Origin of the sequence: uncultured Anaerococcus sp. (assembly GCF_963512375.1) — a bacterium.
Lineage (GTDB): Bacteria > Bacillota > Clostridia > Tissierellales > Peptoniphilaceae > Anaerococcus.
This window is the reverse complement of sequence record NZ_CAUPMI010000010.1, coordinates 43,757-59,877: the sequence shown is the minus strand read 5'-3', so window position 1 is coordinate 59,877 and position 16,121 is coordinate 43,757. Positions and strand designations below refer to the sequence as shown.

11 protein-coding genes are annotated in these 16,121 nt (G+C 33.5%); 10 read left to right on the top strand and 1 reads right to left on the bottom strand.

Translation table 11 applies throughout. The annotated features are described in order from the left end of the window. The 9 genes from hprK (at position 1) to RRB46_RS05810 (ending at position 14,207) form a co-directional block, all read left to right on the top strand. Positions 1–1,002, top strand: coding sequence for an HPr(Ser) kinase/phosphatase (hprK, locus tag RRB46_RS05850; protein WP_106460347.1), 1,002 nt, complete (start codon positions 1–3; stop codon positions 1,000–1,002). A 157-nt stretch (positions 1,003–1,159) separates the two neighbouring features. Then, entirely contained in the window at positions 1,160–4,684 is a 3,525-nt protein-coding gene (nifJ, locus tag RRB46_RS05845; protein WP_311537824.1) for a pyruvate:ferredoxin (flavodoxin) oxidoreductase, read from the top strand. A gap of 290 nt (positions 4,685–4,974) precedes the next feature. Continuing rightward, entirely contained in the window at positions 4,975–8,502 is a 3,528-nt protein-coding gene (gene nifJ, locus RRB46_RS05840) for a pyruvate:ferredoxin (flavodoxin) oxidoreductase (RefSeq protein ID WP_311537823.1), read from the top strand. A 282-nt stretch (positions 8,503–8,784) separates the two neighbouring features. Then, a complete protein-coding gene (locus RRB46_RS05835; protein WP_106460344.1) occupies positions 8,785–9,138 on the top strand; it encodes an Asp23/Gls24 family envelope stress response protein in 354 nt (117 codons plus the stop codon). Positions 9,139–9,145: 7 nt separating this feature from the next. Then, on the top strand, positions 9,146–10,708 hold the full coding sequence (locus RRB46_RS05830; RefSeq protein WP_311537822.1) for a DAK2 domain-containing protein: 1,563 nt from the start codon (positions 9,146–9,148) through the stop codon (positions 10,706–10,708). Further along, positions 10,701–12,692 carry an ATP-dependent DNA helicase RecG gene (locus tag RRB46_RS05825; RefSeq protein WP_296126725.1) on the top strand — a complete coding sequence of 664 codons (1,992 nt, stop codon included), beginning with the start codon at positions 10,701–10,703 and terminating at the stop codon, positions 12,690–12,692. The genes RRB46_RS05830 and RRB46_RS05825 overlap by 8 nt, the downstream gene beginning before the upstream one ends. Further along, positions 12,692–13,234: a 16S rRNA (guanine(966)-N(2))-methyltransferase RsmD gene (rsmD, locus tag RRB46_RS05820; protein ID WP_297688393.1), complete on the top strand. Its 543-nt coding sequence runs from the start codon at positions 12,692–12,694 to the stop codon at positions 13,232–13,234. The genes RRB46_RS05825 and rsmD overlap by 1 nt, the downstream gene beginning before the upstream one ends. Then, positions 13,231–13,713, top strand: a complete 483-nt coding sequence (gene coaD / locus RRB46_RS05815; RefSeq protein ID WP_296126721.1) for a pantetheine-phosphate adenylyltransferase — start codon at positions 13,231–13,233, stop codon at positions 13,711–13,713. Before rsmD ends, coaD begins: the two co-directional genes overlap by 4 nt. Positions 13,714–13,721: 8 nt before the next feature. After that, a complete protein-coding gene (locus RRB46_RS05810) occupies positions 13,722–14,207 on the top strand; it encodes an ATPase (RefSeq protein WP_296126719.1) in 486 nt (161 codons plus the stop codon). A gap of 42 nt (positions 14,208–14,249) precedes the next feature. On the opposite strand, the gene RRB46_RS05805 is transcribed toward RRB46_RS05810, so the two are convergent. Continuing rightward, positions 14,250–15,416: a nucleotidyltransferase family protein gene (locus RRB46_RS05805; RefSeq protein WP_311537821.1), complete on the bottom strand. Its 1,167-nt coding sequence runs from the start codon at positions 15,414–15,416 to the stop codon at positions 14,250–14,252. A 144-nt stretch (positions 15,417–15,560) separates the two neighbouring features. Here RRB46_RS05805 and efp point away from each other — a divergent pair, with 144 nt between their 5' ends. Beyond that, a complete protein-coding gene (efp, locus tag RRB46_RS05800) occupies positions 15,561–16,118 on the top strand; it encodes an elongation factor P (RefSeq protein WP_296126714.1) in 558 nt (185 codons plus the stop codon). The last annotated feature ends 3 nt before the right edge of the window (positions 16,119–16,121 follow it).

Here is a 16,121-nt window from a genome sequence, read left to right as displayed (position 1 = left end):
ATGACTGAAGTACAAAATATTGACGATAAAAGTGAACACATTGAAGAAGAGGTAAGTAAGGGCGAAGCCAAGAAAACCATTAAACTTCATACTGTTGTTGAGAATTTAGGCCTTGAAATAATAAGCCAATCGACAGACTATCTTGAAATTGATCTGGAAAATGCTGATGTAAACAGACCTGGCTTGCAGCTTACCGGCTATATGGAAGAATTTCCTTATAAGAGGCTCCAAGTTATTGGAAAAGTAGAGTATACCTATCTAACAAGTCTAGATAGTAAGATGCAATATGAGAGATTTAGGGGAATCCTTTCTTATAAGATACCTGCTGTAATTTTTTCATCTAACCGTGAAATAAATAAAGATATAATCGACTTAGCTAGATATTATGATGTTACCCTTCTTAGGTCACCAGTTAAGACTACCAAGCTAATATCAGATATTTCCGACCAACTTGAATACCAACTTGCTCCATCTACAAATGTTCACGGAGAGCTTTTGGAAGTATTTGGTGTGGGAATACTTATCATGGGTAAGTCATCTGTTGGTAAGTCTGAGACAGCCCTTGAGCTAGTAAATAGGGGTCATAGGCTAGTGGCTGATGATATGGTTGACATATCAGCAATTGATAATAAATTAATTGGCCGAGCTCCTGAAAATATAAGACACTTTATGGAAATTAGGGGCCTTGGCATAATCAATGTTAGAAGATTATATGGTACAGGTTCGGTTAAATTTGATACAAATATTGATTTAGTAGTGGAGCTTGAGCAATGGAAGGATGATTTTGAATATGATAGGCTTGGAATAGACCAACACCACATCGAGCTTCTTGATGTAAGTGTTCCTCATTTAGTTGTTCCTGTTAGGGCTGGTAGAAACCTTGCTTTAATAATTGAGGTAGCAGCTATGAACCAAAGAGAAAAGAATTATGGTTACAATGCTGCAAAAGTAATGACTGACAACATTTTCCATCCTGAAAGAATTCACGATGATCAAATATAATAATTAAAAATATGTAAATTTTGGACCCCAAAAGGGGTTCTTTTTTTGAAAAAATATAAATTACCTATTGTTATAAAAACGATTTTTGTATATAATATTAGTAGATATAAAATATTTATGTCAATTTATTTCAAAATATGACGAGAAAGGATTTATTATGACAATTACTAGAGTCAAAAAAACTATGGATGGTAATACAGCGGCAGCTCATGTTTCATACGCATTTACAGAGGTTGCTACAATCTTTCCTATAACTCCATCTTCACCAATGCCAGAATACATAGACGTTTGGGCAGCAAACGGGAGAAAAAACATATTTGGTAAAGAAGTTATAGTAAAAGAAATGCAATCAGAAGGTGGTGCAGCAGGAGCTATGCACGGTTCTCTTGGAGCTGGCGCCCTTACTACTACATATTCATCAAGCCAGGGCTTACTATTAATGATTCCAAATTTATATAAGATTGCAGGAGAGCGTTTACCTGGTGTCTTCCATATAGCGGCAAGAACAGTTGCAACCCATGCTCTTTCAATCTACGGAGACCACTCTGATGTAATGGCTGTAAGACAAACTGGAGTTGCAATGCTAGCATCAAACTCTGTTCAAGAAGTAATGGATCTTGCAGCTGTGGCTCACTTATCAGCAATTGAGGCAAGGGTACCTTTCCTACACTTCTTTGATGGATTTAGGACAAGCCATGAAATTCAAAAAATAGATATTTGGGACTATAAGGACCTAGCTCCACTAGTTGACTACGCATCTGTAAAAGAATTTAAAAACACTTCATTAAACCCAGAAAGACCTAAAACTATGGGTACTGTTCAAAAGAATATTTTCTTCCAAGCAGCAGAAGCATCAAATCCAATCTATGATAGGCTTCCTTACATAGTTGAAGATTATATGAATAAAATAAACGATTTAATCGGTTCTGATTATAAATTATTTAATTATTACGGACATCCAGAAGCTGATAGGGCTTTAGTTGCGATGGGATCTGGTTGCCAGGCTATAAGAGAAACTGTTGATTATCTAAACGCAAATGGACAAAAGGTTGGTTTGATTGAAGTTCACCTTTATAGACCATTTTCTAAAGAACACCTTCTCAAAGTAATACCAAAGTCTGTTAAGAAAATTGGTGTTCTAGATAGGACAAAAGAAAAAGGTGCAGAGGGTGAACCACTATACAAAGATGTAGTGACAGCCTTCTATAATGTTGAAGATAAACCTGAAATTATAGGCGGTCGATTTGGACTAAGCTCTAAAGATACAATACCAGCTGATTTTGAGGCGGCCTTTGACAACCTAAATAAGGATATGGTTAAAGATTTTACCCTATCAATTACTGATGACCTAACAAACAAGTCACTTCCTAGAACAAATCTTAGAATAAGACATGAAGGTGAATCAAGATGCAAATTCTGGGGATTTGGATCTGATGGAACAGTTGGTGCCAACAAAGAGGCAATCAAAATTATCGGTGATAATACTAATATGTATGTCCAAGGTTACTTTGATTATGATTCTAAAAAATCTGGAGGCCTTACCGTTTCTCACCTCAGATTTGGTAAAGAGCCTATACTTTCAACCTATCTATTAGATGAAGCTGATTTTATATCTTGCTCTAAACAAGCTTATGTTTATAAGTATGACTTACTAGAAGGTTTAAAAGATGGAGGAACTTTCTTACTAAATACAGTTTGGTCAAAAGATGAACTTGATAATCACCTACCATCTTCAATTAAAAACTACCTAGCAAAACATAAAATTAATTTTTATATCATAGATGCAAGCCATATAGCTGAAAATATTGGATTAGGTTCTAGAACAAATATGATCATGCAATCAGCTTTCTTCAATCTTACAGAAGTAATAGATGTAAATGATGCCATGAAATATCTAAAAGACTCTATAGTTAAAGCCTACGGCCATAAGGGTGAAGACATAGTAGCTATGAACTATGAAGCAGTTGATAAGGGTGCTAGTGCTTATGAAAAAATAGAAATACCTGAAGAATGGCTAAATGCAAAAGATGAAGAAAAAGAAGAAGTAAAACTTCCTGACTTTATTGAAAAAATTGTAAAACCAATGGAAGAACAAAAAGAAGACGAACTTCCAGTTTCATTATTTAAAGATCTAGACAATGGTGCTTGGGATACAGGAACAACCCAATATGAAAAACGTGGTGTAGCCCTAAATGTTCCAGAATGGCAAATTGACAATTGTATCCAATGTAACCAATGTTCATTTGTATGTCCGCACGCAGTAATAAGACCGTTCCTAGTTACAGAAGATGAAAAATCAAATCTTCCAGCAGGTTTTGAAACTAAAAAAGCCATAGGCAAAGGCCTTGAAGGCTATGAATTTAGAATACAAATATCACCACTTGATTGTACAGGTTGTGGCAACTGTGCAGATGTTTGTCCAGCACCAAATAAAGCTTTAATTATGAAGCCTTTTGAAGAACAAGTTGAAAAAGAAAAAGACAATTGGACCTATGCACACGAAGAAATAGGTTATAAAGAAGACTTAATGGATCCTACTACAGTAAAGGCTAGCCAATTTAGACAACCACTTCTAGAATTCTCTGGTGCATGTGCAGGATGTGGCGAGACTCCTTATGCAAGACTAGTAACTCAATTATATGGAGATAGGATGTTAATAGCCAACGCTTCAGGATGCTCATCTGTTTGGGGAGCAAGCGCACCATCAGTATGCTATGCCAAAAATAGCGAAGGCAAGGGACCATCATGGGCGAATTCCTTATTCGAAGACAACGCAGAATATGGTTATGGTATGAAACTTGCTACAGATTCTAATAAATATTTGCTAGAAACTTATATGAAGGAATTCATAGATCTAAATATAGATACAGACTTAAATGAAGCCTTTAAAGAATGGATAGCAAATAAAGAAGATGTAAGAGGCTCCAAAGAAGCAACAGCTAAGATTTTAAATCTAAAAGATGAAAAAATAGAAGGTGTAAAGGCCAAGGAGATACTAGAAAATATCTACGACTTAAAAGATTATCTAATCAAAAAATCAGTTTGGATATTTGGTGGTGATGGTTGGGCTTACGATATAGGTTATGGTGGAGTGGACCATGTCTTAGCATCAGGAGAGAATATCAATATCCTAGTATTTGATACAGAAGTATATTCAAATACAGGTGGTCAAAGCTCAAAGGCAACACCACTTGCAGCTGTAGCACAATTTGCTGCTTCAGGTAAAAAGGTAAGAAAGAAAGACCTTGGATTAATGCTAACAAATTATGGCTATGTCTACGTAGCGCAAGTGGCAATGGGAGCAAACCAAAATCAATGCCTAAAAGCAATAAGAGAAGCAGAATCCTATGATGGCCCATCAATTATAATAGCTTATGCACCATGTATAAACCACGGCATAAGGATAGGCATGGGCAAGAGTCAAAGAAGAGAAAAACAAGCGGTAGATGCGGGCTACTGGCACTTATGGAGATATGACCCAAGACTAGAAGATGAAGGTAAGAATCCATTCCAATTAGATTCTAAAGAACCAAGCGAATCCTTCCAAGAATTTATCCAAGGAGAGGTAAGATATTCATCATTAAAGATATCATTCCCAGAAAGTGCAGATGAATTATATGACCAAGCAGAAAAAGCAGCAAAAGCTAGGTACAATACTTATAAGAGATTAGCGGGAAAATAATTGCAAATTAAGGGGGCAGACTTATGTCTGTCCTCTTGTTATATTTACATAGTATTATTTACTTTAGCCAAATAGCATATTTATTCATAAATATATGGTTTAACAGGGCTTAAAATGAATATTTTGCATAATAGAAAAAGACAAAGAATGGTCTTGATAATCATTATCAATTGAAAAATACTGGAAAATATAAGAAAATCTTTTCTTTTTCTCTTGACAATTAATGAAAAAATATTTATAATTATATTAGTGTTAACGATAATTGCTTATAATTATTTTAGGAGGTCTAGATGACAATTACTAGAGCAATGAAGACAATGGATGGTAACACTGCAGCAGCTCACGTATCATATGCGTTTACTGATGTAGCTACTATATATCCAATTACACCTTCTTCACCAATGCCAGAAAGCGTAGACGTTTGGGCAGCAAACGGACGTAAAAACCTATTTGGTCAAGAGGTAAAAGTTAAAGAGATGCAATCAGAAGCTGGTGCAGCAGGAGCTATGCACGGATCACTTGCAGCAGGAGCACTTACTACTACATATACAGCAAGTCAGGGTCTATTATTAATGATTCCTAACATGTATAAGATTGCTGGAGAAAGATTACCAGGTGTATTCCACGTATCAGCAAGAACCCTTGCAACACACGCCTTATCAATCTATGGTGACCATTCAGACGTAATGGCAGCAAGACAAACAGGTTGTGCAATGCTAGTTTCAAACTCAGTACAAGAAGTTATGGATATTTCACCAGTTGCTCACTTGGCAGCTATTAAAGGTAGAGTACCATTTATCAACTTCTTTGACGGATTTAGAACAAGCCACGAAATTCAAAAAGTTGAAGTTTGGGATTACAAAGACCTTGCTCCAATGCTTGACTATGAAGCAGTAGAAGAATTCAAAAACCACTCACTTAACCCAGAAAGACCAAAACACATGGGTACAGCTGAGAAAAATATCTTCTTCCAAAGAACAGAAGCAAGCAACAATGCTTATGTAGACATAGTAGGTATTGTAGAAGACTACATGAACCAAATCAACGAAAAACTTGGTACAAACTATGGTCTATTTAATTACTATGGTGCTGATGATGCAGAAGATATCATTATCGCTATGGGTTCTGTATGCCAAACAGCTAGAGAAACAATCGATGTTTTACTAAAAGAAGGCAGAAAAGTAGGACTTGTAGAAGTTCATCTTTACAGACCATGGTCTGCAGAACACTTACTAAAAGTTATACCAAAATCAGTTAAGAAAATAGCAGTTCTTGATAGAACAAAAGAAAAAGGTGCAATCGGTTCACCACTATACTTAGATGTTAAAGCAAGCTATTATGATTGTGACGAAAGACCACTTATAATCGGTGGTATCTACGGTCTATCTTCAAAAGATACAATTCCTGCAGATGTTAAAGCAGTTTATGATAATCTTGCTAAAGATGAACCAAAACATGACTTTACACTATCAATCACAGATGATGTTACAAATAAATCACTTCCAAGAGATGACTTTAAAGTTAGACACGAAGGTACAAGCAGATGTAAATTCTGGGGATTCGGTTCAGATGGTACAGTAGGTGCTAACAAACAAGCTATCAAAATCATAGGTGATAATACAGACATGTATGCTCAAGGATACTTTGACTATGACTCTAAAAAATCAGGTGGTCTAACAGTATCTCACTTAAGATTTGGTAAAGAACCTATTCTTTCAACATATCTATTGGATGAAGCTGACTTTATTTCTTGTTCAAAACAAGCTTATGTTAACCAATATGACCTACTAGCAGGTATTAAAGAAGGTGGTACTTTCTTATTAAACACTGTTTGGTCAGTTGAAGATCTTGAAAACCATCTTCCAGCTAAGATGAAGAGAGTTCTTGCTGAAAAGAACATTGACTTCTATATCTTAGACGCAAGCCATATAGCTCAAAATATCGGTCTTGGTGGAAGAACAAACATGATTATGCAATCAGCATTCTTCAACCTAACAAAAGTTATACCAGTAGAAGATGCTGTAAGATTCCTAAAAGAATCTATCGTTAAATCATACGGTCATAAGGGTGAAGATATAGTTAACATGAACTACAACGCTGTAGATCAAGGACTTGAAGCACCAATCAAAGTAGAAGTTCCAGCTGAATGGAAAGATGCAGTTGATGAAGTTAAAGAAGAAAAAGAACTTCCAGAATTCATTAAAAACATCGTTAAACCAATGCTTGAACAAAAAGAAGACGATATACCAGTATCTGCTTTCGTAGGAATCGAAAATGGTGAATTCGAATCAGGTACAACTGCTTACGAAAAGAGAGGAATCGCTCTTAACGTACCAGAATGGCAAATAGATAATTGTATCCAATGTAACCAATGTTCTTATGTATGCCCACACGCAGTAATAAGACCATTCCTAGTTACAGAAGATGAAAAAGCAAATCTACCAGAAGGTTTTGATACTAAAAAAGCAATCGGTAAAGGTATGGAAGGCTATGAATTTAGAATCCAAGTATCTCCACTAGATTGTACAGGCTGTGGTAACTGTGCAGATGTATGTCCAGCTCCAAAGAAAGCCCTATTAATGAAACCTTTCGAAGAAGAAGTAGAAAAAGAAAAAGAACACTGGGAATATGCTCATAATGTAATTGGCTACAAAGAAGATGTTATGGATCCTATGACACTTAAAGGCAGCCAATTCAAACAACCATTATTCGAGTTCTCTGGTGCTTGTGCAGGTTGTGGTGAAACACCATATGCTAAACTAATTACTCAATTATTCGGGGACAGAATGTATATAGCAAACGCAACAGGATGTTCTTCAATTTGGGGAGCTAGTGCACCAGCAATGTCATATACTAAAAACCTTGCAACAGGTAAAGGTCCAGCTTGGGGTAACTCACTATTCGAAGATGCTGCTGAATATGGTTATGGTATGAAACTTGCTACAGAAGCAAATACACATATCCTAGAAGATAACATGAACAAATTCCTAGAACTAGGACTTGATTCAGCTTACAACGAAGCATTCAAAGCTTGGCTAGAAGGAAAAGATGATGTTAAAGCTTCTAAAGAAGCAACAGCAGCTATCCTAAATGTAAAAGAAGATTTAGCAAATGAAGATGCTAAGAAATACCTAAACAATATACTAAAACTTCAAGATTACCTAATCAAAAAATCTGTATGGATCTTTGGTGGTGACGGTTGGAGCTATGATATCGGATTTGGTGGTGTAGATCACGTACTTGCAAGTGGTGAAAATATCAACATCTTCGTATTCGATACAGAAGTTTACTCAAATACAGGTGGACAATCATCTAAGGCTACACCTCTATCAGCAGTAGCACAATTTGCTGCAGCAGGTAAAAAGGTAAGAAAGAAAGACCTTGGTCTAATGATGACATCTTATGGATATGTATACGTAGCTCAAGTAGCTATGGGTGCTAACCAAAACCAAACTCTAAAAGCTATTAGAGAAGCAGAATCTTATGATGGACCATCTCTAATCATAGCTTACGCTCCATGTATTAACCATGGTATCAGAATTGGTATGGGTAAATCACAATTTAGAGAAAAACAAGCTGTAGCAGCTGGTTATTGGCACCTATGGAGATTTGACCCTAGACTTGCTGAAGAGGGCAAAAATCCATTCCAATTAGACTCTAAAGAACCTACAGAATCATTCCAAGAATTCATTCAAGGTGAAGTAAGATACTCATCACTTAAGAGATCATTCCCTGAAACAGCTGATGAACTATATCAACAAGCAGAAAAAGCTGCTAAAGAAAGATATGAATCTTACAAGAAATTAGCTGGCAAATAAAAATAATATAAGCAAGAGAAAATCGCCTTTAGGGCGATTTTTTCTTGCCTAAATACATAATTCCTATAATTTATAAATATATAATATATATAATTATAGGTATATTCTTATCAGTAGTAGGAATTTATGGTATAATGAACTAAAGGAATACTTACAAAGATTTTATAAAATTAAAGTTACCATTATCTTTGATAGTAGGTTTAGTTTTATAGATATTTTTATAAATATTAATTTCAATCTTTTAAGTACAATCGTTAATACTTATATTTATGTGGAGGTATTATGACAATTAGATATGTAAATAATTTAGGAAAAATAACAATCGATGATTCCGTTATTGCTAATATTGCAGTAGCAAGCGTCATGCAATCTTATGGTGTTGTTGGCCTTGCAAGTAGATCGGCAAAGGATGGTATATATAAACTCTTAGGTGTAAATAACATGCAAAGAGGAGTTAAGGTTATAAGAAGGGACAATGGTACAGTAGCAATATTTATATCTCTATTTTTAGAATATGGTATTAGAATACCGGTAGTATGTCAAAATATAATCGAAAATGTTAAATATAATATAGAAAACTCTTTGAATGTAAATGTTTCTGAAGTAAATATCTATGTCCAAGGAATCAATAGATAGGAGAAATATGAAAGTTATTGATGCAAATAAGCTCCAACAAATGGTCATTGGAGCCTTTAAATATTTAGAAGAAAACAAATCTTTAGTTGATGAGCTAAACGTATTTCCTGTTCCAGATGGTGATACAGGAACAAACATGACCATGACAATGAAATCTGGTGTTGATAAGGTTAATACATCAGGCTTATCAAATGTATACGAAATTTCAAAGGCCCTAAGCCAAGGTACTCTTATGGGAGCTAGAGGAAACTCTGGAGTAATCTTATCTCAACTTGTCAGGGGTATGTCAAAAGCTCTAAAGAATAAGGATGCAATAGAAGCAAGTGATATAAAAGAAATCTTTGTAAATGCCTCTAAGACTGCCTACAGGGCAGTTATGCAGCCAACAGAAGGAACAATTCTAACAGTAGCAAGAAAGATGGCTGAAAGAGCAGAAGAGTCCTACTCAGAAGATATAAATTTGGATGATTATCTTATAGATATTATTGGTGAAGGACAGAAGGCTTTAGATAATACACCAAAACAACTACCGGTTTTAAAAGAAGCAGGTGTAGTTGATTCAGGTGGCCAAGGCTTGCTATTTCTTTTAAGGGGTGCTCTAAATGCCCTAAATAATGATATAGATAGGGACATAGACTTATCAGATGCAAGCGAAGAAGAAAAGACTTATAAGCTATCATTTAGCCTATCATGTAAGGAATCTGATTATGAAAAAATAATTGATTCAATTAGAAATCTTTCTAGTCACCTCGAGTCAGAATTTAATGATAATGTTATAAAGGCGAGTCTACAGACAGATCACCCTCATCAAGTTATATCTATATTATTACTAGACGGAGTTTTGTTAAAGGTTGAAATTGAAAACACTAAACCGGAAATTGCAAAAAAAGAAAAAGAAGTTAAGCTTAAAAAATATGGTTTTATAGCAGTATCTAGGGGTGATGGATACGACGATATTCTTAAATCAATGAATATTGATAAGATAATTTCAGGCGGCCAAACAATGAATCCTTCTACAGAGGATATTTATAAAAATATAGAAGAAATAAATGCTGAAAATATTATTATTTTCCCTAATAATAAAAATATAATAATGTCAGCTAAGCAAGCATGCGAACTTACAGATAAGAATGCTATGGTTGTAGAAACAAGATCAATACCAGAATCTTTCACTGCTATGTTAGAGTTTGATGAGTCTGAATCAATAGAAGAAAACGTCGAAAACATGGCTGATGTAATTGCTGATATGCACACAGCTGAAGTTTCTATATCAATTAGGGATACAAGTGTAAATAACGTAGAAATTAAGAAAGATGATTTTATCGGAATTCTCGATGGTAAAATTGTGGTAAGTACTTCAAATATAGAAGAAACATTAAAGCTTGCCCTAGAAAAAGCCATAGAGGAAGATGAAGATATATCTTTAGTTACCTTATATTATGGTGAAGAAGCTGATAAGAAAAAGGCTAAAGACCTTGTCAAAAAGCTTTCTAAAGACCATAAGGATATAGATGTAGAACTAATCTACGGCGGACAGCCAGTATATTACTACCAAGCTACCCTTGAATAAGGAACTAACGGACCTAAGAGGTATTGGCCCTAAAAAGGCCAAAACTCTTAGCAAGCTTGATATATACACAGTCAGTGACTTATATAATTATTATCCAAGAGCCTATGAAGATAGGAGCAAAAAGATCTCAGCTAGTCAGGCTAAAGATGATAGGGCCTATTATTTTGTATGGAAATGTGTGTCAAAGCCCTATTTTAAAAGATTTAAAAATCTTTCACTATCTTACATGTATTTTGAGGATAACATAGGTAATAAAATAAGGGTTGTATGGTTTAATGATAGATTTTCAATTAGGAAAATAGATATAAATAAAGAATACAAATTCTATACTAAAGTAGCTTTTAAAAATGGATTTTATGAATCGGTTAATCCTATTTTTGAAGACCTAAGTGGAAGCGAGATAGGTGGAATTTATTCTATTTATCCATTAACAAGCGGACTAAGTCAGAAAAATATAAGGACTTTTATAAAGGAAGCCTTATCTTTCTACGATCAAGATGAAGAGCTCTTAAGCCCTGAAATTTGCGAGAAATTTGATCTTTTATCAAGACAAAAATCCTTAAATACAGTTCATTTTCCTGATAATGTTGATGATTTATTAAGGGCAAAATCTGATGTGAAGATTTTAGACCTACTCAGAGAATTAATATTTTTATATTATATTGGAAAAAATGCCAAGATAAGTCAGGATATTAAGCTTAATTATAATTTGGATAATATTCTAGATAGATTAGCTTTTAAGCTTACAAAATCACAGTTAAGATCCCTTAAAGAAATATTAGCAGACTCTACTAGTGACTTTGCCATGAATAGGCTATTGGTAGGTGATGTTGGATCTGGTAAAACAATCGTAGGAATCCTAGCCATGATTATATTCGGTCTAAATTCTTACCAATCAGCCATGATGGTGCCAACAGAGGTCTTGGCAATCCAACAATATGAGAAGAATAAAGATTTAATTGAGTCTTTTTCTCTAAGAGTAGGTCTTTTAACTGGTTCTAGCAAAGAAAAAGATGAAATTAAAGCTAAATTATTAAATGGGGAAATAGATATAGTGATAGGCACCCATGCTTTAATTCAAGATAATGTATTGTTTAAGGATTTAAGACTTGTAGTAAATGATGAACAACATCGTTTTGGGGTGAAACAAAGACAAGCCTTGGCTAAAAAAGGTCAAGCAGTAAATTACTTAACAATGACAGCCACTCCTATTCCTAGAACCCTATCTTTGAAGATAAATCAAATGTTAGATTTAAGCATCATAAATGAACTACCAAAGGGCAGGGAAATTATTGATACACATATCATAATGCAAAATAGGGAAAAAATCCTATTTGAAGAAATATCTAGAAATCTAGAAGCTAAAAGGCAGGTTTATGTTGTAAGTAATAACATAGATTCTGAAGATGATAATTCGGTAGAAAATCTTTATAAGAGATATAAAAAGAACTTCAAAGCCTATAGGGTAGAAATACTACATGGTAGGCTAAAGCCAGCAATCAAAGAGGAAATCTTAAATAATTTTGCAAATGGAGATATAGATATATTAATTTCAACGACAGTAATAGAAGTTGGCATAGATGTTGCAAATGCTAATATTATAGCAATCTATAATGCAAGTAATTTTGGTCTATCTCAACTCCACCAACTAAGGGGAAGGGTTGGTAGAGGCCAGCATAAGTCTTATTGTTTTCTAATAAATAAAAATGTAGATGATAATCCTAAACTTAAGATCTTAGAGAAAACCAATGATGGCTTTGAAATAGCTAGAAAAGATTACGAATTAAGAGGCGGTGGAAAGATTCTTTCTCTTATCCAGCATGGTAAAAACCTATCTGAAATAGAATACCTAAACATGACCGAAGAAGAAACTGACAGAAGTTTTGAAATTTTTGACTACCTAAAATCCATTAATTTTGAGGGAGTGAATATAGATTTCATAAAGAAATTTTTTGATGAAGATAAGGATATTATTTTAAACTAATGAAAGTAGTAGCAGGAAAATATAAGGGCTTCAATTTAGCTAGTCCAAAATCAAAAACATCAAGGCCAACTGACAATAAGGTAAAGGAAGCAGTCTTTGATATGCTTTATCCTTTCAAACCAAACTTTATCGCCTTAGATTTATTCGCGGGAACTGGACAGATGGGCATAGAATTTCTCTCTAGGGGAGGATCTGAAGTATATTTTAATGAAAAGAACTATTCTAATTTTTCAATTTTGAAACAAAATATAGAAAAAATTGGAACGGACAAAGCTGTAATGATTAAAAACGACTTTGTAAAAACTCTTAAAGACTTAGGTCAAAAGAATCTTAAGTTTGACTATATATTTTTAGATCCACCCTATGAAAGTGATTTTTTAGATAAAGCTCTATTTTATATTAAAGAATATGACTTATCCAGTGATGATGGTATAATTATAACTGAATCGAGCATGGACTTAGATTTTTCCGAAAAATATGATTTACATATATTAAAAGATAAGTCCTATGGAAGGAAATATATTAAAATATACACAATATGAAAATAATTTATCCAGGCAGCTTTGACCCACTAACAAATGGCCATATGGATATGATTAAGAGGCTATCAATTCACTTTGACCATGTCATAGTTGCAGTTATTAGAAATGAAAACAAAAACTCTCTATTTACCCTCAAAGAAAGGGAAGAAATAATAAGAGAGGCTATAGAAGAAGAAAAATTAGACAATGTGACCATTAAATCATTTGATGGTTTACTAGTTAATTTCGCTAAAGAAGAAGATGTTAAGCTTATAGCTAGGGGCCTAAGGGCTGTTACAGATTATGAATATGAGAAAAATATAGCCAGAGTAAATTCTACCTTATATGAGGGTCTAGAAACTATATTTTTATTAAGTAATCCTAAATATTCCTTTGTATCATCTAGTGGAGTGCGTGAAATAGCAGCCTTTAAAGGTGATGTTTCAGCCTTTGTAAGCAAAAGCGTCGAGAAAAGAATAAAAGATAAATATAATTATTAGGAGGATGTATGGCAAACAAAATAACTGATCTTATCTATGAGATGGAAGACATAATGGAAGAAGCAAGCTCTGTACCATTTTCTAAAAAGGTAGCAGTAGATCCTGATGAAATTTATGATGTACTTAATGAGATGAAAGACTCATTACCAGAAGAAATAAAACAAGCTCAATGGGTAACAGAGGAGAAAGAAAGAATTTTATCTGAAGCAAGTAATGAAGCCGATAGCAGACTTAATCAAGCAGAAGGTGAAATCAAAAACTTTAAAGAACAAGCAAAGAGCCAATTCCAAAGAATGGTTAGCGAACATGAAATAACCCAACAAGCTAGAGCTGAAGCTGATAGAATTTTACAAGAAGCAGCTGCTGAGGCTAAACATATAAAGGCTCAATCTTATGAGTATGTAGATAAGTTATTCTCAGGCTCAATAGATAATTTTAGCGGCCTAGTTCAACAATTAGAAAAAATTAGAAATAATATGCTAGAAAATAAATAAGATAAAACGTCCAAGACATAAAAGTTATGTTCTTGGACGTTTTTATTTAAATGGTTTATTATTATGGATGTAATCATAGTTTATTTCTCTTCCAATAGCTAAATTATAGAGATTAGAAGCATTGATCATTTTTTGAAAAATAATTAAATTATCTTGGTCTAACTTATTTGAATCGGACTTATTTATAACAATATCAACCTTATCGTTGAAATCTTTAAATATTTTGGTTGATGTTTTATTGTAGGCTAAAATTTTTATAAAATTAATATCTATATCATTAAGCTTAAAGCTATTATCAAGAATATAATTTAGGATAAGCCTACTTATCCTAGATTTAGTATACCTAGTACTTGTGGCCTTATTAATAAAATCGTTAAAATACCTGTTTTTATCTACAAGTTTTATTAAATAGTTTTCAATACCCTCTTCATAACCTATAATATCAGTCATAGCCTTTTTCTCAACAATTAGCTTATAGGTAAAAATTTTATAGAAAATCTCATCATCGATTTTATCATATATTTTTAAAAAATTAGAGAGATTCTTATAAGATGTTTTAGGCATAAGGTTTCTTATTTGAGACGAAATATTATTTCTTATAGCGGTAGATGAGGCATAACATTTATCATTAATAAATATATCCCTATTAAGACTTCCAATTCTACAAATTGGATATGGCTTAATTTGTGAATCTAATCTATGAAGAGCCTTCATGTATTCAAGAGCTAAAATATTATTGGCTGAAATAAAATCATCTCCCACAAGCCTAGCAATAGCAGTGTTAAGAGCTTTTGTATATGATAAACCACCTGCAAGATACTTTTTAAGCTCTTGATTAATAAAATTGTAATTATTAATTGCTATTTTGGCTTTTTCCAAAAAATCTTTTTCATCTAGGTTTTCAATACCAAAACATAGGTAATCAATTCCCATTTTATTTAGGATCTCAATAGATTTAAAAGCAAAAAATTCAGCTGCCTGTAGACTAATGAAATTAGGCATTTCTATAACAAGATCAAAACCATTTTCTATTGCAGTTTGGGCTCTTATAAATTTGTCGCTGATAGCAGGTTCACCTCTTTGGACAAAATCACCACTCATAAAGGATATAGCAAAATCACAGGCAAGCTCTTCTTTAGCTTTATCAAGCAAGTATTTATGGCCATTGTGAAAAGGATTAAACTCTGAAATTATGGCAAGTTTTTTCATACGCACCTCTTTTTATTCATTATACTTATAAGCCCTATTTTATACATCTATTCTAGATGTAAAATGATAAAAGCTGATGAATAAAATTTTCAATTATCTCTTATATATGGTATAATAATGTAAGAATACAGCCAAGGAGGAATTATGATTTCAGCTAACGATTTAAGAAAAGGTGTAACATTTGTATACGATGGGGATGTTTATCAAGTTGTAGATTTCCAACACGTAAAACCAGGAAAGGGTGCAGCATTTGTTAGAACCAAAATAAGATCAGTAATGAATGGTGGAGCAAAGGATGTAACCTTTAACCCAAATGAAAAATTTGAAAATGCCGTTATTTCTACAAAAGAAATGCAATATTTATACAATGATGGTCAACTATATTATTTTATGGACCCAGAAAGCTTTGAACAAATTGGTATAGAAGAAGAGGCAGTTAAAGAGGCTATCATCTATGTAAAAGAAAATGATAATGTTCTTATTAAATTTTATGAAGGCAAACCATTCTCAATTGATCCACCAAACTTCGTAGAACTTAAGGTAGTAGAAACAGAACCAGGTGTAAAAGGTGATACAGCTACAAATGTTACAAAGCCAGCAACAGTTGAATCTGGAGCAGTAATAAACGTTCCAATATTTGTCAATGAAGGTGATGTTATCAAAATAGATACAAGAAGTGGAGAGTATCTATCTAGAGTATAGGAG